The following is a 20,566-nucleotide window of genomic DNA, read 5'->3' on the forward strand; positions in this document are numbered from 1 at the left end:
ACATATGAAAGGAGTCCCGGCGATGAGAAAATTTTATCCGGCTCTGATGATTTCGATTCTTGCATCAGCTTTAGCTTTATCAGGCTGTGGTTCTTCTCAAAAAGAGATGAAGGTGATGACAGCCGCAGAGGATCAGGCTCCAATGGAGATGGCTGCTGCACCTGTGATTGAGGAAGCTCTTGAATCAGATTATCTGAGAAGCCAAATAGAAAATCATATATCTACCATAAATTCCAGAGTTAATCTGGAGAAAGGCCATTACTCAATAGGTGATCTGACTGGTGATGGTATACCAGAGCTTGTGCTTTTCATCGAAAGAGACCCTGAGGATGTAAATGATCAGGGAATGCTTGAGGTGTATGGCTTCAACGAGCTTGAACACTATTTGATAGATAGGGTTCCAATGAACTATGACAACACAAATCAAATTTTGAGAACTGGCCTTTTGTCAGATACTCAGCAAGGTATTCTCTTAAGCAATCAAGTGGGATCTCAGGCCAGTATTACCTACGGATTCATTCTCGAGGATGGAAAGCTAAAAAGTATACTAAATCCAAAAAAGATAAATTTGGTCAGCGTTTCTGCCAACAACAGCATTGAGGATATGAATGGAGATGGCATCCTTGACTTCAGCATTTATACCATCGATCCAGAGACAAAGCTGAGTGACTCAAAGGAGGCTGAAAGAATTTTACTTTGGTATAACTGGGATGGTAAAGATGGTGGAAGAGTACTTCAACCTGATTGGACAACGCTTCAAAGGTCGGCAATAAACAGTGATTCTCCGGTTGTTGCGAGAAGCTTTACAGTAGTTGGTCAACCTGTTCCTGGGAGTGATGACTTTATTTCTGAACTGGAAGGGTCCGCAAAGGAAAAGTCCAGAGACGAGATAGTAGAGTTGTTGTCTTCCCATATTGATAATCTGGAGATCAATGCACCATATAGAAGCCTGGATATCGCAGCTTTAATAAATAGATTTTCCAAAGGATCCTCGATCGAAGCTGTTCTTGCTGCTAATTCTTTAAGGCTGGAGGATATAAACAATCCAGATATAATTGGTAGAAAAGGAGTTCTATCAAATCAGACTGAGCTTAAGGATCTTCTATTAAAAAACCTTGGGCTTGGATATATTCTTCAGATTGAGGACGGCAGATATGAGTACAAGGTAGACTACAGTGGTATCGCTGATCACTTCGGAGAAAATATCTCAAACGAGTTCAGGGGATATCTGAAGATCATGTCAAAGGAATCTATTCAACCACATGTTGTGGAGGGAAGACTCCAGCTTGAAAAGGCTGAGCTTGCCCAAAGACTTCTTGAAATCGAAAAGTTCAGATTATCCTACAGCTATTCATTGCGGCTTGATAAGGTTCTAGCACTTTATTCATCTTATATGGATTCACTGCTGTATAGAAACAAGAACGGATTTAGCGTCGATCCGTCGACCGGTAAAATTACCTCTGGTCATATACAGGAGCTGAAGGCATTGGCGACCGATTTTCCGGAAAGCTATTTCACAGATGTTATTAACAAGCTTTTAACCTCTCCATCTGTAACCTCCAGCGGAATCGTTGATCAAAAAACAAAGGACGATATAAGTAAAATGGTTCAATAAGTAATGACCTGTACGCCTGCACAGGTCATTACTTATGTATTTAGTACGATTGATCAATATTCTCCTGGTGTAGTCCGAACTGCTCCCCTAATGGAAGCTCCAGACCGTTTCTATACTGCTGGTAAAGCTTTGCCACTGTTGCTTCATGGTATGGCTTTACAAATATACCTCCTATTCCAAAGAACAGGCTTCCAAGAAGATACCATCCGATGAAGGAGAGGTCAAGTATAAATATTTCCCCCTTTTGCCCATTTGTCATCATTGTGCTTAGTTCCTTAGCTTCTGTGAAAGACAACTCAGGATCCTCTGCCAATATATAGGGTATCATTCTGAATTGGTAGTATTTTACGACCCCAGGGATTATCAATAGCAGTCCCCAAAGTAATATAAAGAGATCCATAAGGAACATTTTAATAGTTATAGGTATCCATTCTCCCTTTCTGAGAGTTGTGAAAAGCGTTCCAACAGAGGCTTCCTCTGTGAAGCTCCTGATGAAGAATCTCTTTTCTCCTACCTGGAGTGCATTTCCAATAATTATTGCCAATGTTATGGATAACAGCATGAACAATGCAAAGACAGATGCACCCACTGCAACCTGGAATGGGTTGTCCAGGCCAATACCTTCTATCATAGTTCCAAACTCATTCCCAGGTCCAAAATTGATTTCGTAGTTGTATTTACCAAAATCCGGTGACATATAGTTAGCTTCACGGGTTGACCTCCCGCTACCTCCTGTGAGCAGGCTTACTATAAGACAGACTGCAAAAGCCTTCCAGTAGTTTCTCTTGAGAAACTCTTTGGCCTCTGCTTTCAAATCTCTTCTCGTCCACATACTCAACACCTCCTTCTGTCATTGTAGCACTTTTCACAATCTAAAACAACAGAATTGAGCCATTATAACATTAGAACCCAATTTTGGAAGCCAAGCTGCAGCTCCTCCTCTTCTTTCGGCAGCTCAGGAAGTACTTTTTCTCTGGCTACTGCCAGCATAAGCTTGATCCTGTTTTCCTGGTTAACTCTAGTAGCTCCGGGATCATAATCTATGGGCACAATGTTTGCCTCAGGGTATTTTCCCTTGATATTTGAAACCACTCCCTTGCCCACTATATGGTTCGGCAGGCATCCGAACGGCTGTGCTACTACTATATTTCCATATCCATTCTTTATAAGCTCCACCATCTCAGCAGGCAGAAACCATCCCTCTCCCATTTTACATCCAAGGCCGATTATATCCTTCACAAGCTCCTTCATGTGCATAAATGGAGAGGGTGCAATAAAGCTGCTGTAGGTTTTGACAGCATCTATTATCAATTCCTCCATCTTTCCAAGGTACTCATTCACTTTGCTTAGAAATAAGCTCTTGATGAAGGATCCTCCATAAAGTTGGTAATCAATTACGCCATTTTCCATGCAATACATAAGGAATCCAAGAAGTCCCGGAACCATTACCTCACAGCCCTCTGACATCAGAAAATCCTCAAGGTTGTTATTTCCAAGGCTGGAGTATTTTACGTAGATCTCACCCACTATACCTACCTTTGTTTTATCAATATTCTCCCTTTGTATTTTGTCAAAGCTTGTAGCTATATCCCTTAGATTGCTTTTCAGCTCTGCAAGCTGGATACCTCTCATTACTTCCAACTGTCGAGCCAACTCGTCTACCCATCTATCTACTAGTGCATCAGCTTCCCCTTTGTTGATCTCATAGGGCTTGACCTGGTTCTTTAGAAGCATGAGGATGTCTCCGTATACAATTATCGCTGCCGATTGCCTAAGCATTGGAATAGAAAGCCTGAAGCCACTGTTTTTCTCCATACCGCCTGCATTTAGTGATATTACAGGGACGTGACCATATCCGGACTTGATCAAAGCCTTTCTTAAAAGATGTATGTAGTTGGATGCCCTGCAGCCCCCTCCTGTTTGAGTTATCATAAGGGCTACCTTATTGATGTCATACTCTCCTGATTCCAGGGCATCTATCAGCTGCCCAATTACCAGCAAGGCTGGGTAGCACGTGTCATTATGGACGTTTCGAAGGCCTGAATCCACTACTGACCGTCCTTGATTCTTCAGCACCTTTAAGTTGTAGCCGAAATTCTTGAACACTTTCTCAAGCAATGCGAAGTGAACCGGCAGCATGTCAGGACAAAGGATTGTATAATCCCTCATATCCTTAGTAAACTCTACTCTCTTTACTCTAGTACTCATATCGCAAAAAGCCCCCTTAAGACCTTTGTTCAATAGCCGCTAAAAGACTTCTGATACGAATCTTTACAGCTCCAAGGTTCGTTATCTCATCTATTTTCAGTTGGGTGTATATCTTTCCATTATCCTCAAGAATTGCCTTGACCTCATCAGAGGTGATGGCGTCCAGACCGCATCCGAAGGAAACAAGCTGCACCAGCTCCATGTTGGGTCTTCTTGAAACAAGCTCAGCAGTTTGATAAAGCCTTGCATGATATGTCCATTGATTTAGTATGTCGGTTGGTATCTTTCCTCCAAGATGACTTATTGAATCCTCAGATAGCACTACAGTATCAAATTCCGATATCATCTTTGCTATGCCGTGATTCACTTCCGGATCGACATGGTATGGTCTGCCTGCCAGAACGATCGCCAGCTTATTTCTTTCTTCTGCAAGTTTTAAATACTCCTCACCTTTCTGTCTCAGTCTTTTCATGTATTCCTTGTATTCGATGATACCTCTGTCGACAGCAAGTCTCACCTCGTTGGGCTTTATATCCTTATGCCATTCCTTTAGGATATCATGTAATCTCTTCGAAAGTATCTTCTTATTGTTTAGTCCGAGATACTCATAGAAAAATCTCGTACTAGCTACCCTTTCAACATTGGCTGCAATAACCTCAGGGTAGTAGGCTACTACAGGACAGTTAAAATGATTGTCCCCGGATTTTTCATCAAAATTGTAAGTAAGGCAAGGATAAAATATAGCATCAACTCCCTGATCCAACAGATGCTCGATGTGGCCATGTACTACCTTGGCAGGAAAACACACTGTATCCGAGGGGATAGTGTGCTGCCCTTTTATAAACATATCTCTGGTAGAGAATGGCGATGGAACTACCTCAAAGTCAAGCAGGGTAAACACCGTATGCCAGAAGGGCAGAAGCTCGAACATATTAAGAACTATTGGCAAGCCTATCCTGCCTCTTCTCCCTTTAATCGGGATATAGTTCTTCAAAAGTTCCAGCTTGTACTCATATATATTGAACCTTTCCTCAGGAGTCTTCTGTCTTATAGGCCTCTCGCATCTATTACCACCTATGAACTTTCGATCATCTCCAAAGGAGTTAACTGTAAGTCTGCAGTTATTCTCGCATAATCCACAGAGTACTACCTTAACCTTGTGGTCGAAGCCCTCAAGTATCTCTCTGCTTAAAAGGCTTGTGTCCTCACCATTTCTTCTTTCCCTCGAGTAAAGAGCCGCTCCGTAGGCCCCCATTAGCCCTGCTATATTCGGCCTTATTACCTGATGGTCAAGTTCATCCTCAAAAGCCTTAAGAACAGAATCGTTATGGAAGGTGCCACCCTGCACCACAATATTTTCTCCAAGATCCCTTGCCGAGGATGCTCTTATTACCTTGTACAAAGCGTTCTTGATAACGCTTATGGAAAGACCTGCTGAAATATCTGCTATGGTTGCTCCGTCCTTTTGTGCCTGCTTTACAGATGAGTTCATAAAAACGGTGCATCTGGAGCCGAGGTCTACAGGATTACGGGAATATATACCTAACTTTGCAAAATCGTTTATATCATAGCCCAGAGCTTCCGCAAAGGTCTGGAGGAATGACCCACAGCCGGAGGAGCATGCCTCATTTAGAAATATGCTGTCGATAACTCCGTCTCTTATCTTAAAGCACTTTATATCCTGGCCTCCTATGTCTATTATAAAATCAACATCCGGCTTGTATTTCTTTGCAGCAGTATAATGAGCTATTGTTTCTACAACGCCAAAATCAAGCTTGAAGGCATTTCGCATCAGATCCTCTCCATAGCCCGTTACTGCGGAGGAAGCAATTTTGATCCTTGGGTATCTCTCGTAGAACTCCACTAGAAAATCCTTTATAAGCGGTACTGGATTCCCTTGGTTCGAGGTGTATATCGATCGAAGGATAGTATCGTCCTCCGACATTATTACTGCCTTTACTGTTGTAGAGCCTGCATCTATACCCAGGTATGCATTCCCTATGTATGTGTCAGGATCCGAAAAGGTAACCTGTTCCCTGTCATGACGAGCTTTAAATATCAGGTAATCTTCTTCATTATCGAACAGCCTTCCAAGGCCATTGAAGCTTCCTTCATCGCCTTTATTGAGCAGGTCATCTATAAGCATGTCCAGATCCAGCTTCCTTTCCTCATAGCTGTACGCAGCACCTATTGCCACATAATACAAGGAGTTTTCCGGACATATCCCATTAACTCCCAGTGTATGGTTGAAGCTCTCCCTAAGCTGAGAGAAAAAAGTAAGGGGACCGCCCAGGTACACTACTTTTCCCTTTATCGGCCTGCCTTGCGCAAGCCCTCCAATTGTTTGATTGACTACTGCATGAAAAATGCTTGCTGCCATGTCGCTTTTGCTTGCTCCCTGGTTCAGGAGGGGTTGGATGTCCGACTTAGCAAAAACCCCACACCGTGATGCAATAGTGTAGGTCTTATCGTATTCCCTTGCAAGCTGGTTCATATCTGTCAGACTGACTCCCATTAGGGTAGCCATCTGGTCGATGAAGGCTCCCGTGCCTCCTGCACAGGACCCATTCATCCTGACTTCCATGCCATTGGAAAGGAAAAGGATCTTTGCATCCTCTCCACCCAGCTCGATAACTACGTCAGCTCCTTCTATCAGCTTCATGACAGAAAGTCTCGTGGCATAAACCTCTTGTACAAAGGGTATATTGAATTTTTGGGCAAGACCCATACCTGCAGAGCCGGATATCGAGAGATAAGCCTCTTTCAGGTCAGGAAATCTATTTTTTATTTCCTCCAATAGTTTTACTGTTTTTCCTCTTATCTGGGAATAGTGTCTTTCATATGAGTGAAAGACAAGTTTCTCATCCGAATCCAGCACCACACACTTGAGTGTTGTTGACCCTACATCCAGACCGATCCTCATTTATGATCACCTTGATTCCTCATTTTTATAATTCTATCTTACACCAGATATTTACTAAAGTACATATGTGAAAAGCTGGTTAAAGGCTTGGCTAAAAGTTGGAGGTTGAGCTTAGTGTCAATTGATAATTGACGATTGACAATTGACAATAAAAAAATTTAAGATTTAACCAGGACATGGGTAATTCTCAAATAAGCTAGAGATGCTATGATCTGAAATTAAAAAAAGAACCAAAAGGTTTTACCCCTTGGCTCTTATTTGTATCGAATCTTAAAAGTTGGTACTCTGGCGTGAGTTTCTGATTGTCAATTGTCAATCGTCAATTGTCAATTTTATTCTAACCTCTTTGGTAATTGGGTGATTCCTTGGTGATCATTATATCGTGAGGATGGTTTTCAACAAGTGATGCAGCAGTGATCTTGATCATCCTGGCTTTATCCTGAAGTTCAAATATGTCCTTTGCTCCCACATATCCCATTCCTGATTTAAGCCCACCGATAAGCTGATAAACTACATCACCAAGCTTGCCCTTGTAATGTACTCTTCCTTCCACTCCTTCTGGGACATACTTTTTAGTATCCTCCTGGAAGTATCTGTCCTTGCTTCCTGAGTCCATTGCTCCCATTGAGCCCATTCCTCTATATTCCTTATATCTTCTGCCTTCGTAAAGTACCTCTTCACCAGGGCTCTCCTCAGTGCCTGCAAACAATGATCCCGCCATTACAACATTAGCCCCAGCAGCTATAGCCTTGGTAATATCACCTGAGTACTTGATGCCTCCGTCAGCTATGACAGGAACATCATACTCTGCTGCAGCCTTTGAGCAGTTCATTACTGCAGTTATCTGTGGTACTCCAATACCAGTTACGACTCTTGTGGTACAGATGGAGCCAGGACCTATGCCTACCTTGATGCAGTCAGCGCCAGCCTTGATAAGGTCAATAGTTGCTTCTGCCGTAGCAACGTTGCCTGCTATGACCTGTAAATCAGGATAATTGGATTTTATCTTTGAAACGGCATCCAAAACTCCTTTAGAATGTCCATGAGCAGTATCGACGGTTATTACGTCTACCTGGCTTTTTACAAGCGCTGCTACTCTATCCATCATGTCATTGGTCACTCCAACAGCTGCCCCGGCTAAAAGTCTTCCCTTTGCGTCTCTTGCTGAGTTAGGGAACTCTATTGACTTTTCAATATCCTTTATGGTTATCAGACCGCTCAGCTTGAAATCGTCGTCGACCAAAGGAAGCTTCTCGATTTTGTATTGTTTCATGATCTCAAGAGCATCGTCCATGCTTATATCTATTGGTGCTGTCTTAAGATTCTCCTTAGTCATGACCTCGTCGATCTTCCTTGTGATGTCCTTTTCGAATCTTATATCACGATTTGTAAGTATTCCTACAAGTGTATTGGATTCATCTACAATAGGAACTCCGGATATTCTGTATCTCTCCATAAGCTCTAGAGCATCTGCTACGATGTGGTCCCTTGAAAGAAAGAACGGGTCAGTGATTATACCATGCTCGCTTCTTTTGACTCTGTCTACCTCTAGCGCCTGTTTTTCAATGGACATGTTTTTGTGTATTATTCCTATTCCGCCCTCTCTGGCCATAGCTATTGCCATCCTGGATTCAGTTACTGTATCCATGCCTGCACTCATCAACGGAATATTTAGCTTTATTCTCTTTGTCAGTTGTGTTCCAACGTTCACGTTCCTCGGCAAAACCTCAGATTTGCCGGGTAGGATAAGAACGTCGTCAAAGGTCAAACCCTCACCTACGAATTCCAAATCATACTCCCCCTTTTATTTCCTGTCCAACGATATTTTCTTAATAATGTAACAAACCTTGAGTTTTATGTCAAGGAATGTTTGTAAAGAAAAAGGACCCTTTCGAGTCCTTATAAATCATTTGTGTCCTAAAACTATATTACGATTACTTAAGCAAGGCTATTCCTTCCTTTGCAGTGTCTATAGCTTCCTGTAGATTTTGAAGAGCCAGTTCTTTATTATGGAAACCCTCACTATTCTCCACGAAAACAAAATCCCATTTGAACTGAGCGACCCTATGCTTATTCCTGGCATCCTCAAGGATTTGATCTGATACTGTTTGTGAACTGGTTTGAGCTTTAAGCATTTCAATTAGCTCAAGGAGAACCACTGTACCCTCGTTCATCTTATCCTCAACCTGCTTTTGGACACCTTCAATTTTTGCAGTCAGTGAAGGTGCTGTTTCATCCTGGTGGCATCCCAGACATGAGCTCTCTATTGTCTTCAACGGGCTGGTCCAGTGATGGGATCTGAAGCTCTCAAGCTTGGTGCCTTCAGTCTCAGGCATATGGCAATCTACGCAGGTCAGGTTGAATTTTGCATGAAGGCCTGATTGATATGTCTCAAATTCAGGGTGCTGCACCTTAAGCATTTGCGTTCCTGTTGAAGGGTGTGTCCAGTCAGAGTATCCTATGCTGTCGAAGTAGGCCAGCATATCATCAGTATCAACCCCGTTTTGCCAAGGCAATACTATTTCCTTAGTCTCCGGATCCTGATAGTATTCTACATGACATTGTGCACAAACCTGCTCAGTGGGCTTGTACTCTTTTTCAAGCTGAGCAACTCCGGTCAGGAAGTGACCTCTCGAAATATTGATAACTCCTGGAGTATTCTTATGGCAGTCATAACAGCTTATTGTATTTTGCATCATAGGAGTGACCTCATCAAAGGTCATCTTGTTGGCCTTCACACCTTCCTCTTCAAGGAGCATCAAATAATCCGGTGACTTGCACGCAAAGCAGCTGGCAGCGGCCTTAGGTCTCTCTGTATGTATTACATCCTCCAGTGCGTAAACATGCCCTCTTGCCCTTAAATATTCTATGCTGAAGCCGTATCCCTCATAAAATGTCTTTAGCTCAGGATATTTCTCAAGGTAGTCTATGGGCACTGAACCTCCAAAAGTAGTAGCTTCCATCTCTGAGTTTCTCATGTAGGTTTCATAAACGTCGGGATGGTCATCCTCCCATTCAGCCGCTGGTATGACTGATTCCGGTTTGGCACATCCTGCTAGAACTAGAGAAAAAATTACGGCAAGAACAAAAATTTTTGATCTCATATTCCCTCCTCCTCACTAAATATTCCTGTTCTACCCTTATACCCATTATGTCGGAATTTTCACATAATAATCATTGTAAAAAAACTGGCTTATGCCAGATATCTTCTTCAAGAGCATCAAAGCCAAAGATAACAGGTCCATTTGCTATTTGCAAGTGGACCTGGGTCAATAATGCACTATTTAAGTTTACTGATTACTTGCCTTTGGTTTCCGGTTGCAAATGCAGTCTTTCTTTGGTCCTGTAATGTAGTTTATGTATTCGAACAAATCATCTACAACCGGCTTATTGACGGAGTAGCACATCCATTTCCCCTGTTTTTTACACTTTACGAGACCCGCTCTTACAAGGATCTTCATATGGTGAGAAATAGTAGGTTGTGTAAGCTCTAAACCCTCCATAATGTCACATGCACACATTTCCCCGCAGGATAGCATGTCAAGAATCAAAAGCCTGTTCCTGTCGGATAATGCCTTGAGTACTTCAACTCTTCGATCCATTTTTTCCTCACACCCCTTGAATCAATCAATAAATATCTATCTATGTGATTATGGTATATCATTGTCCATAATTTGTCAATGTATTTGGTGAATTTTGTTTCTATTTTGTCAAAATATTTACCAGCACGAAATAAAATATATTAAAATCCTAAAAATTACACATCATTTCATAACGGTTCATGTGAAATAACTTGAGATATGAACTATATCCTATTACCCTTAGATATGTTTGTGTCAATAAAAAAACCTGTGATCTTAGATCACAGGGCTACTCTGTAACTTCCATTGGCATAATCCTTTAGATAACCTGAATATATGAACTCCAACTCTCTGTTCCCCATTATATCCATTGGCGAGGTCAAGCCCGGGTCTTTTTGAGTTATACTGACACCGCTGTTTATTAAGACCTCTGATACGAACTGAGAACAGAAATAATTATATTGCCTACTGAGCGGATAATTGAACATAGCACTCAGAAGCCCTAAGAAGTTATATCCATATCGGTTGCTCTCTCCTTTGAATTTATTCAGCTGCTTCACAAGAGAGTCATACTGCTCCTGACTGACATTCAGTGAATACAGGGCGCACACTGTATTTGGGAACCTTTTAAATGTACCATTATCTATATCCTCTCTGACAAACCCAGCTAATACTGGATTATGGGGTCTTAGCCTGCCAAAACTATACAGTTCCTTAAGGTCCTTGTCTAATGCAATTGAGACGTGTGTAAAGGGATGTCTGGTATATATATTTATCGCTTTCGAAAACATGGATCCGCTATGGGAAAGAAGTATGTAAACGGTTGCTTGAGATTTCATTTGAAACACCTCAGTCTATGAATATTCTATTTCTTAATTTTACTTCTTTAAACTGATCCATGCAAGAAAAAAGTTAATCATATTTTTATCAAGCAATTACGAAAAAATAATTATTTAATAAAAATCAATCGAGGAGATCCAATAGACAAAGTCTTCGGATCTCCTCAATATAAAGCTAATTTCTATGGCTATTACATCATTCCGCCCATGCCGCCCATACCACCCATGGCAGCCATTGGGTCTTCCTTCTCGATCTCAACGACAGCGCTTTCAGTCGTAAGAACCATTGCCGCAACGCTCGCTGCATTTTGAAGTGCAGAGCGAGTTACCTTAGTCGGATCTACTATTCCTTTCTCAACCATATTGACATACTCTTCAGCCATAGCATCGAAACCAATTCCTGGTTCCGCAGCTCTGACCTTTTCAACTATGATAGAGCCCTCTAGTCCTGCATTTGCTGCGATTTGTCTAACTGGCTCCTCCAGTGCTCTCAGTATTATGCTGACTCCAGTTTTTTCGTCTCCTGTTACTTCATCAAGCAGCTTTGCTACTCTTGGAATAGTGTTAATGAGGACTGTTCCGCCTCCAGGAACTATGCCCTCTTCAACGGCTGCTCTGGTTGCTGCCAAGGCATCCTCAATTCTCAGCTTTCTTTCCTTAAGCTCAGTTTCAGTTGCTGCTCCTACCTGGATGACTGCAACTCCGCCTGAGAGCTTCGCAAGTCTCTCCTGGAGCTTTTCAGAATCGAACTCTGATTCAGTTATTTCAAGCTGAGCTCTGATTTGCTTTATCCTGTTTTGAATAGCTTCCTCACTGCCCTCTCCATTTACGATAACAGTTGTCTCTTTGTCTATCTTAACCTTTGCAGCCCTTCCGAGCATATCTATCTTGGCTTCCTTAAGCTCGTAGCCAAGCTCCTCGCTTATTACTTTACCACCTGTAAGGATGGCTATATCCTGAAGCATCTCTTTTCTCCTGTCGCCGAAGCCTGGAGCCTTTACTGCAACACAGTTGAAGGTACCTCTGAGCTTATTGACTACAAGAGTTGCCATAGCTTCGCCTTCGATGTCCTCAGCAATTATTACAAGAGGTTTGCTCATCTGAACTATCTGCTCCAGCACAGGGAGTATTTCCTGGATATTTGAAATCTTTTTATCTGTTATAAGAATAAATGGATTTTCATACTCAGCTACCATTTTCTCAGTGTCAGTTACCATGTAAGCTGAAACATATCCCCTGTCAAATTGCATCCCTTCAACAACGTCTAGTGTAGTGCCCATTGACTTGGATTCCTCAACAGTAATTACTCCGTCGTTTCCTACCTTCTCCATAGCAGCTGCGATAAGGTGTCCTATCTCTTCATCTCCGGCTGAGATAGATGCTACCTGAGCTACAGCTTCCTTGGATGCTACAGGAACTGATGCAGCTTTTATTCCTTCAACAGCCTCATTTACTGCCTTCTTGATACCCTTTTGAAGCACCATCGGATTAGCTCCAGCTGCCACGTTCTTCAGTCCTTCTCTGATGATTGCCTGAGCTAGAAGAGTTGCAGTAGTAGTTCCGTCCCCTGCTACGTCATTAGTCTTAGTAGCTACCTCTTTTACCAGCTGAGCTCCCATATTTTCATATTTATCCTCAAGCTCTATCTCTCTTGCAATTGTAACACCATCATTTGTAATTAGCGGTGATCCGAATTTCTTCTCGAGAACTACGTTTCTTCCTTTAGGTCCCAGGGTAACCTTTACTGTATCTGCAAGCTTATTGATTCCTTTTTCCATTGAACGGCGCGCATCTTCGCCAAATTTGATCTCTCTAGCCATATGAATACACTCTCCTTTTTAATGATAATTGACAATTGACAATGGACAATTGACAATGTATACCCTTCCAATCGAATTCGAAATCTTTCGACAGTGCTCGGAATGACATGATCAATTTTATTGTTCATTGTTCACTATTCATTTACTATTTCCTTTTAATTGTGATTTGTGAATTCTTAATTGTGAATTGGTTTACTCAACTACCGCCAAGATATCCATCAATTTAAGGATAGTCAGCTCTACTCCGTCTACCTTAACCTCAGTTCCAGCATATTTGGAGAATATAACCTTATCCCCAACCTTAACCTGCTCCTTCTTCTTCTCATCGTTAAGGATCTCGTCTCCAATTGCTACTATCTCAGCCATCAAAGGCTGTTCCTTTGCTGTTGAGGGAAGTACAATACCACTCTTGGTTTTTTCCTCTGCCTCAACCGTTTTGATTATGATTCTGTCTCCTAAAGGTCTAAGATTCATCAATATTCCTCCTCATTAAAATCTTTTTATTGTTAGCACTCACTTAAACCGAGTGCTAACACCTACCTATAATAATACTCGAAAATAAAAAGCTAATCAAGTATATTTTTTTACTAAAAATACCTGATTAGCTTTAATCTTTGAAAATATCTCAGTATATTTGCTATTTTCTGTATTATTCTCTTTTTTTCTGCATTTATCTCGGCTTTTAGAAGAAACCGACTATTAAATAGTAAATAATTGGAATGAAAACTGCAGGCAACATGTTGGCGAGCTTGATCTTTTTAAGACCCAGTGCATTTACTCCTATCGCCATTATAAGGATACCGCCAACTGCAGACATTTCGGTTATTACCTCAGGTGTCATGAAATCTTTTACCCCTCCTGCCAAAAGAGCTATACCTCCCTCGTAAAGAAGCACTGGTATCGCAGCGAAGGCAACTCCGATCCCCATGGTTGATGCCAGTATTATCGAGACTATGAAGTCTAAAACTGATTTTGCGAATAGCGTCTCATGGTTTCCAGTCAATCCGGATTCAACAGCTCCAAGTATCGCCATTGCGCCAATACAATACATCAAGGATGCTGTAACAAAGCCCTTTGAAAACGTGGAGTCCTTTTGACCAAATTTGCTTTCCAGGTTTTTCCCTAGATTTTCAAGGCCGGAATCTATATTGAGCCATTCTCCGATTATCGTTCCAGCAACAAGACTTGCAAGAACCAATATCACGTTCTGCATTTCCAATGCACTCATAAGACCTAATACTATTACTGCAAGGGAAATACCATCCATTATTGTATTTGTGTAGGATTCCTTGATCCCCTTCTTCAAAACCAACCCAATTAGCGCCCCAAGGAGTATACCGAGGCTGTTAGCAACCGCACCAAGCATTCTATCACCTGTCCATTCTTAATAGTTTATTAATACAATGATACAGTAAAATGCTTCGATGTGCTAGAGAAATCAGTGAATAAGAAACATTGAAAAGTGAATTGTTTTAAATTCACTGTTCTCAATTACTGTCGACAGGTTTTATGAAGCTTTTTGTCCAATCAGGCATAGGTGGATTTGTACCATCCTTAAGCATAGCCTGCCAGTCTTCGTCAGTAAGTCTCGTTGGATGCATGAATTCATGGAAGCTGAATACTGCTCCCCTTGTGAGATAAACCTGGCCTTTTATCGGCACTGCTACATATATCTCATATGCCGGTCCAACTCCTGCATGCATCACCCCATCACGTCCAACTGTATGATAGTCAGCTATAACTGCCATATTCTTGTCTGTTTCTGAGGTGATCTCAAACCATCTCATTCCGTCACCTGCGAAAGAACTGGTCAGGTCTTCAAGTATACCTCCATATAACTTGATCCTGTCATACTCCTCCTGGGTTAGAGGCTCTCCAGCCAACTGCTTCTCAGTTGCAGATACCAGAAAATCAAGGAGCCATTGAAATCTCTCCATTTTGATGTCGATCTCATCCACTGGGATCCCCCACGTCTTAAGGGACTCTCGTGAGTATTCAGTTAGCCAGGATAGTCTTTTATAAACTTCCAGGCTTGGCTCGATGTAGCCAATGCCTTCGACGTATTCATCGCCTCCCATCTCAGCCCCGGACTGCTTGCCGTAAAGAACGGTGTCATGCTTTAGCTCTGACCATGAGCCCAGTGCTGTATTCAAGCTTTTGTCAAGCCAGGCATCGTTCTTCATGAAGTAGGGATATTCCTCCTTGGGAGCCTCTATGAGTGCTTTCAGTACCCACATCCACCCTGTATACATGTTGTTTTTCCAGTCCTTCTCCTCGTATTTTGCAAACTCCTCTCTAAGCCTCTCCATCTCCTTGGGGTACTCAGCCCAACCCTGATTTATGGGATTTTGAAGCTGGAGCTCCCGTGCTCTATCCGAGCCAAGTACAGCCATTACGTCCAGTCCTGATGGTATAGGTCTTAAAACGGGATAAACCAGCTCCTGGATCATCTGAGCATCCATTACATACCTTTGTCCCATGAACCTGAATTGCTTGCCGACAGGATAATCAATTCCGGCGTACCTAGCTTTAATCCTGGGCTCAGGTAACTTTTCAACTTCAGAATAAAAAGTATCGAGTTTGGAGCCATCAGAGATTTCTTCAGCCATAAAGCCTTGTCCATAGACCATGTTTGCTATCCTTATGTAATCCTTAATTCCCAAATCATCAGAATTACCTACAAAAAAGGAAGTAGGCGTATAAATCTTCTCCCATGATCCTATAATGTCCGGGTTGTCGTCAGCAATTTTTGCCATCAGTATTGCCTGCTTCGTCAGTTCTAGATATCTCGTGTCCTTATCTTTATATAGAGGCATTGGAGCCTGACCATACCACATCATTGACAGGAAATAATTGCCCAGGTCATCGCTTCTTGTGTAGTGTCCTCTGACCTGGTATTGACTGTAATCCAGTTCAAAGGGGAATATAGATGATTCCTGAAAGCCTGCTTTGGATATTATCTTTTCGTATTCAGCATCTATCATGCTTAATACTGTTGAAGGTATGCCCTGAGGAAGATCCTGTTTTAACAGCCTTTGAGCAACTCCAAAGAAAGCAATGTTATTTCCCTGTATGTTTTTCAGATCAGTATCCCTTAGTTCGTCATATAGCCTGATCGACTCCTCCAGCATCCTATTTGTAATTTCCTTGTTTATCTGGATAAGATGCTTATCCTCGAGGGTCCTTAGGGTATAGTCATAGAAAATATGATACACCTGAAGCACTGAATCAGTGGTGATAAACGATGGTATCTCTTCATATTCATTGTGTTCATAGATGAAGAACAGCTGCTCCTCCTTGGAAGGATTTACAAAAAATCCGTTTTCTGCAAGCATTCTCCTTTGCTCCTCACCCAGACCCGAAAACTTGTCCAGGTTTACTATGTTGGAAAGATCCTTGGATACTACAAGCTCGATCGGTTCATCCTCTATAACAGGAGCTTCCACTTGATCCTCAGCTGGACCAGGAACAATTTCTGGCGGTTCGTTGTTTTCAGAACTTAAACCGCAGCCTGCCATAAAAATTGAAAATACAAGAAACACCGTCATCATTCTTAGTTTCTTCTTATACGTCATCAGTAATCCCTCCATTCCAGTTTACCTTCACTTATTCGAATCAATGCTACGAGATTTTTATTATTAATTGATCCAGTTAAGGATAACCCACTTTTCTTCGCAGATAATCTTTTTATTGTTTGTAACTCATCGGATTGAAGGAAGCCCTCAAAACCGAAGCCTTTCCACTTGTAGCTGTTTAAGATCATGTTTCCATCCTCAAGGTATTCGGATGATACTATCTCAGATACGCCATCTCCATCAAGGTCATACAAAACGAAATCATCAAATGGTCTGGACAGCCTCGATCCTCTCCAGAAGGGCGATACTTCTTCACCGTTGAAGCTGTAGATGAAAGGACGCTTTGCCATCACTGGATGCAATGGTGATTCCTTATATACGCCAAGGGCTATTTCATCAATTCCATCACCGTCGACGTCTCCCGTCATAAGCTTCCAGGGCTTAAGATCTGAAGCGTTCCATCTTAGGAGTTCCTTCCTTCCACCCTCCAGTGAATAAATTATTACCTCATTACCATATTCCTGCCACCGTCTTCCTTTAAGTACGACCAGGTACTGATCCTCCCCTCCGGTCAATCTGCCTATATCATGATCCTTAGTACCATCAAGAACAAAGCCTGCAAAAAACAAAAAAAGGAGCATCAGCATAAGAATCTTCAAAGCTCGAAAACACTTAGTCATATTGCTCCCTCCTTCTATTCAATTAGATTATATCAACTGTTCCCAAAAGACTGGTTACGATTGGGTGACAATATCACTTTCCTATGCCTAGCTCCCTTGCATAGTAGAAAAGATACTGCTGTGCATAGCCTGCCAGACTCCCAAATAGCTTCTCTCCTGAATCCTCCAGTTCTTTCTTGGTTGCAGGACGCTTGAAATAGAAATATTCCATGACCCTCTTTACCCAGACATCTACAGGAAAGGCCTCTCCCTTATCAAAGGCGAATAAAAGTATACAGTCGCTTACCTTGGGTCCAACTCCAGGCAAAGTAGTCAGAAGCTCCTTGGCATCCTTGTGCTCGATGTCAAAGATGCAGGTGGTGTCAAATTCTCCATCTGCAATCCTTCTGCTTACCTCTCTAAGCCTGTCGGCTCTGAAGCCGACCCTGTAGGCTTCTCTGATGTACTCCTCAGTCTTTTCAGCGAGAGCTCTCGGTTCTGGGAAGCTGTAATGATCCCTTCCTCTATAGGTGCATATATGATTCCCCAAATCACTCGCGATAGCTTCGACTGCTTTCTTTATTCTGGGTATCTGATTATTTGCTGAGATTATGAAGGAAATTATTGTTTCGTAGGGATCCTGATTCAACAACCTCATCCCATAGCCGAAGGTTATTGCCTCTTTGAGTATTGGATCCAGCGACAGCTCCTCCTTTATCTTCCCGTAGTCTCTGTCAAGGTCGAAGTAGTTGTGCCAAAAACCTATCCAGTCTTTTTCATTTACCCCATCTACGTACAAAGTTGTACCATTCTGAAGAAAGTTTGCCACTCTGCCGCTTGCGATAGCAGTATAGCTGCTGTCCTCCTCCAGGTACCACCTGAAGCATTGACCGCATTCAAATATATGGGTTATGTTAAAGTGTTCCAGATTTTTAATGATGAGCGTGCTGCCCGATTGTTCCAATGTATAGTTCATATGTTGTCTCCTTAGTTGGTTGATAAGGATATTATACTATAAAAAGTTGGAAAGTTGGAAGAGTTGGAAATTATAAGCGGTAGGCGATAAGCGGTAGGCGATAAGCGGTAGTAGGTAGTTGGTCGTTAAAAGACATGTAAGAGGTAAGTTTTAAGAGGTAAGAAAAAAAGATTCTCTGCAACGCCGAGAATTAGATATTTCCGGCAGCTACAGAGAATCTTAGTTCTTAGTTCTTATCTGTTGTCTGCTAATCTACTGAGCTGGTAATTAATACCATCCTCTAAGCTTCATTGCAGTTGCAACCTTCTTAACTGAGTGCATGTAAGCTGATTTTCTCATTGATACATTGTACTCTTCCTTGATCTTCCAAAGGTCATTGAAAGCGTTGACCATTGCGATCTCTTCTTTTTCTTCAACTTCCTTCTCGCTCCAGTAGTATCCATATAGGTTTTGTACCCACTCAAAGTAGGAAACAGTTACTCCGCCTGCATTGGTAAGGATGTCTGGTGTTACAAGAATCCCGTTTTTCTCTAGTATTTCGTCAGCTTCTGGAGTTATAGGTCCATTTGCAGCCTCTGCAACTATCTTAGCCTTTATCTTGCCCGCGTTTTCAACTGTGATTGCATTCTCCAGAGCTGCAGGAATCATTATGTCGACATCAAGTGCCCAGAATTCGTCAAGTGAGATCATCTTAGCCTTTGGATAGTTTACAAGGTTCTTGTGCTCTTTTACCCAAGCTGCCATGTCAGCATAGTCAAGTCCGTCAGCATTGTAGATAGCGTAGGTTCCAACTTCTCTTGCCCACTCTCCCAGTGCGACAATCTTAGCTCCTAGCTTCTCAACGTTCTTCACTGTAAAGCTTCCAACGTTTCCAAAGCCCTGTATAGCAACAGTTGCATGCTTTATATCTATTCCAAGCTTCTTAGCTGCTTCTCTTGTTACTACTGCAACACCAAATCCTGTTGCCTCGTTTCTTCCAAGTGATCCGCCCCACTCAACAGGTTTGCCTGTTATAACGCCAGTGTTCATTGAGCCGGTAAGCTTGCAATACTCGTCTACCATCCAAGCCATTATCTGACCGTTTGTATTTACGTCTGGTGCAGGGATGTCTATTTTTTCGCCAAGGTATTTGTAGAGGCCTTGTATGTATCCTCTTGAAAGTCTTTCCAATTCGCCCTGTGACAAGGTTGATGGATCAACAATGATCCCACCCTTTCCTCCGCCGTAAGGGATACCGGTTACGCAGCACTTAAAGGTCATCCAGATAGATAGAGCCTTTACTTCGTCAGCGTGTACTCCGGGATGAAAACGTATTCCACCTTTGCCTGGTCCAACTGCGTCTGAGTGCATCGATCTGAAGCCTTTGAAAACCTTAACGGAACCATCATCCATTTTTACAGGGATCGAAAGCTCTATAACTCTTTTGGGCTCTTTAAGAAGCTCATATACTGCTGGCTCTAATCCTAGGGCTTCGCAAGCGTCTTTTACTTGCTTCTGCGCATTCTCCAACGGATTAAGAATTTCCTTTGACATAAATTAACCCCCTTTAATTTAGCTGTGGGCAATCCCCACAAATACTATTAATCTCGACAAAATTATATCATAGGGCAAAATTAATAGCAACCTCATTAAATGAAGTTGCTACTTAAGTCATAGTCTCGTTTAAGTCTACTTCTCCTCAAGTGCTTTCAGGAAGTATGAAAGGATAAATAAGCTCTCATTAAGCCTTACATTCTCCACTACAACATTACTTGGGACTATCAGGTCAGTCGGTGCAAAGTTCCAGATCCCTTTGATCCCGGACTTGATATAGATATCTGCTATCGCCTGTGCACTTTCTTTCGGAGTTGTGATGATCCCAATTTCAACATTATTCTCCTCAATAAACCGTTCGATATGATCCATGTCTCTTATCTCGATATCTCTTATTCTAAGACCAATTACCTTTGGATTTCTGTCAAACAATGATAAAACTTTGAATCCTGCATCCTCAAATCCCTTATAGTTTGCTATTGCCTGACCAAGATTTCCTGCCCCTACAACAACCGCATTGTACTTCGTGTCCAGACCAAGAATCTTTCCAAGTTCCTTGTGAAGGTCCTCAACGTTATAACCATATCCTTGCTGCCCAAATCCACCAAAATTATTTAAGTCCTGTCTTATTTGAGAAGCGGTAAATCCAGTCAGTACACTTAATTCCTGTGACGATATTCTGCTGATGCCCTTGTCAATAAGCTCAGTTAGATATCTGTGGTACTTAGGCAGTCTCCTTATAACCGTAATCGATACTTGATTTTCTTTGTTCAAAGTCAATTCACCACCCATTTTCATTTGTTAAGTTATTATATCATTATGAAAAATGCATGTCAA

Annotated in this window: 16 protein-coding genes; 1 reads left to right on the forward strand and 15 read right to left on the reverse strand. The window is 42.0% G+C overall.

Annotation, left to right across the window (positions count from 1 at the left end; translation table 11 throughout):
* The first annotated feature begins 22 nt into the window (after positions 1-22).
* A complete protein-coding gene (locus tag AC4PHB_RS08180) occupies positions 23-1,615 on the forward strand; it encodes a hypothetical protein (protein ID WP_492135957.1) in 1,593 nt (530 codons plus the stop codon).
* A gap of 40 nt (positions 1,616-1,655) precedes the next feature.
* Here AC4PHB_RS08180 and AC4PHB_RS08185 read toward each other — a convergent pair whose 3' ends face one another.
* From AC4PHB_RS08185 to AC4PHB_RS08255, 15 genes are all read right to left on the reverse strand, one after another.
* Complete coding sequence (locus AC4PHB_RS08185) at positions 1,656-2,447, reverse strand: DUF975 family protein (protein WP_492135958.1); 792 nt, start codon at positions 2,445-2,447, stop codon at positions 1,656-1,658.
* Positions 2,448-2,509: 62 nt separating this feature from the next.
* Complete coding sequence (locus tag AC4PHB_RS08190; RefSeq protein ID WP_492135959.1) at positions 2,510-3,823, reverse strand: hypothetical protein; 1,314 nt, start codon at positions 3,821-3,823, stop codon at positions 2,510-2,512.
* A 16-nt stretch (positions 3,824-3,839) separates the two neighbouring features.
* A complete protein-coding gene (locus tag AC4PHB_RS08195) occupies positions 3,840-6,746 on the reverse strand; it encodes an acyl-CoA dehydratase activase (RefSeq protein ID WP_492135960.1) in 2,907 nt (968 codons plus the stop codon).
* A gap of 337 nt (positions 6,747-7,083) precedes the next feature.
* Positions 7,084-8,535: an IMP dehydrogenase gene (gene guaB / locus AC4PHB_RS08200; protein WP_492135961.1), complete on the reverse strand. Its 1,452-nt coding sequence runs from the start codon at positions 8,533-8,535 to the stop codon at positions 7,084-7,086.
* A gap of 145 nt (positions 8,536-8,680) precedes the next feature.
* Positions 8,681-9,850 carry an ammonia-forming cytochrome c nitrite reductase subunit c552 gene (locus AC4PHB_RS08205; RefSeq protein WP_492135962.1) on the reverse strand — a complete coding sequence of 390 codons (1,170 nt, stop codon included), beginning with the start codon at positions 9,848-9,850 and terminating at the stop codon, positions 8,681-8,683.
* Between the two features lie 186 nt (positions 9,851-10,036).
* Entirely contained in the window at positions 10,037-10,348 is a 312-nt protein-coding gene (locus AC4PHB_RS08210) for an ArsR/SmtB family transcription factor (protein ID WP_492135963.1), read from the reverse strand.
* A gap of 260 nt (positions 10,349-10,608) precedes the next feature.
* The gene (locus AC4PHB_RS08215; protein ID WP_492135964.1) at positions 10,609-11,166 is read right to left on the reverse strand and encodes a hypothetical protein; all 558 of its coding nucleotides are present in this window, start codon (positions 11,164-11,166) and stop codon (positions 10,609-10,611) included.
* 191 nt (positions 11,167-11,357) lie between these two features.
* Positions 11,358-12,986: a chaperonin GroEL gene (gene groL / locus AC4PHB_RS08220; RefSeq protein ID WP_492135965.1), complete on the reverse strand. Its 1,629-nt coding sequence runs from the start codon at positions 12,984-12,986 to the stop codon at positions 11,358-11,360.
* A gap of 192 nt (positions 12,987-13,178) precedes the next feature.
* Positions 13,179-13,460: a co-chaperone GroES gene (locus AC4PHB_RS08225; protein ID WP_492135966.1), complete on the reverse strand. Its 282-nt coding sequence runs from the start codon at positions 13,458-13,460 to the stop codon at positions 13,179-13,181.
* Between the two features lie 208 nt (positions 13,461-13,668).
* The gene (locus AC4PHB_RS08230; protein ID WP_492135967.1) at positions 13,669-14,352 is read right to left on the reverse strand and encodes a DUF554 domain-containing protein; all 684 of its coding nucleotides are present in this window, start codon (positions 14,350-14,352) and stop codon (positions 13,669-13,671) included.
* Between the two features lie 121 nt (positions 14,353-14,473).
* Complete coding sequence (locus AC4PHB_RS08235) at positions 14,474-16,561, reverse strand: DUF3160 domain-containing protein (protein WP_492135968.1); 2,088 nt, start codon at positions 16,559-16,561, stop codon at positions 14,474-14,476.
* Positions 16,561-17,241: a hypothetical protein gene (locus tag AC4PHB_RS08240; protein WP_492135969.1), complete on the reverse strand. Its 681-nt coding sequence runs from the start codon at positions 17,239-17,241 to the stop codon at positions 16,561-16,563. The genes AC4PHB_RS08235 and AC4PHB_RS08240 overlap by 1 nt, the downstream gene beginning before the upstream one ends.
* Positions 17,242-17,314: 73 nt before the next feature.
* On the reverse strand, positions 17,315-18,196 hold the full coding sequence (locus AC4PHB_RS08245; protein ID WP_492135970.1) for a DNA-3-methyladenine glycosylase family protein: 882 nt from the start codon (positions 18,194-18,196) through the stop codon (positions 17,315-17,317).
* A gap of 267 nt (positions 18,197-18,463) precedes the next feature.
* Complete coding sequence (locus AC4PHB_RS08250) at positions 18,464-19,729, reverse strand: Glu/Leu/Phe/Val family dehydrogenase (protein WP_492135971.1); 1,266 nt, start codon at positions 19,727-19,729, stop codon at positions 18,464-18,466.
* 135 nt (positions 19,730-19,864) lie between these two features.
* Entirely contained in the window at positions 19,865-20,521 is a 657-nt protein-coding gene (locus AC4PHB_RS08255) for a redox-sensing transcriptional repressor Rex (protein WP_492137758.1), read from the reverse strand.
* Positions 20,522-20,566: the final 45 nt, after the last annotated feature.

The organism is Gudongella sp. QWL-04 (assembly GCF_058683975.1).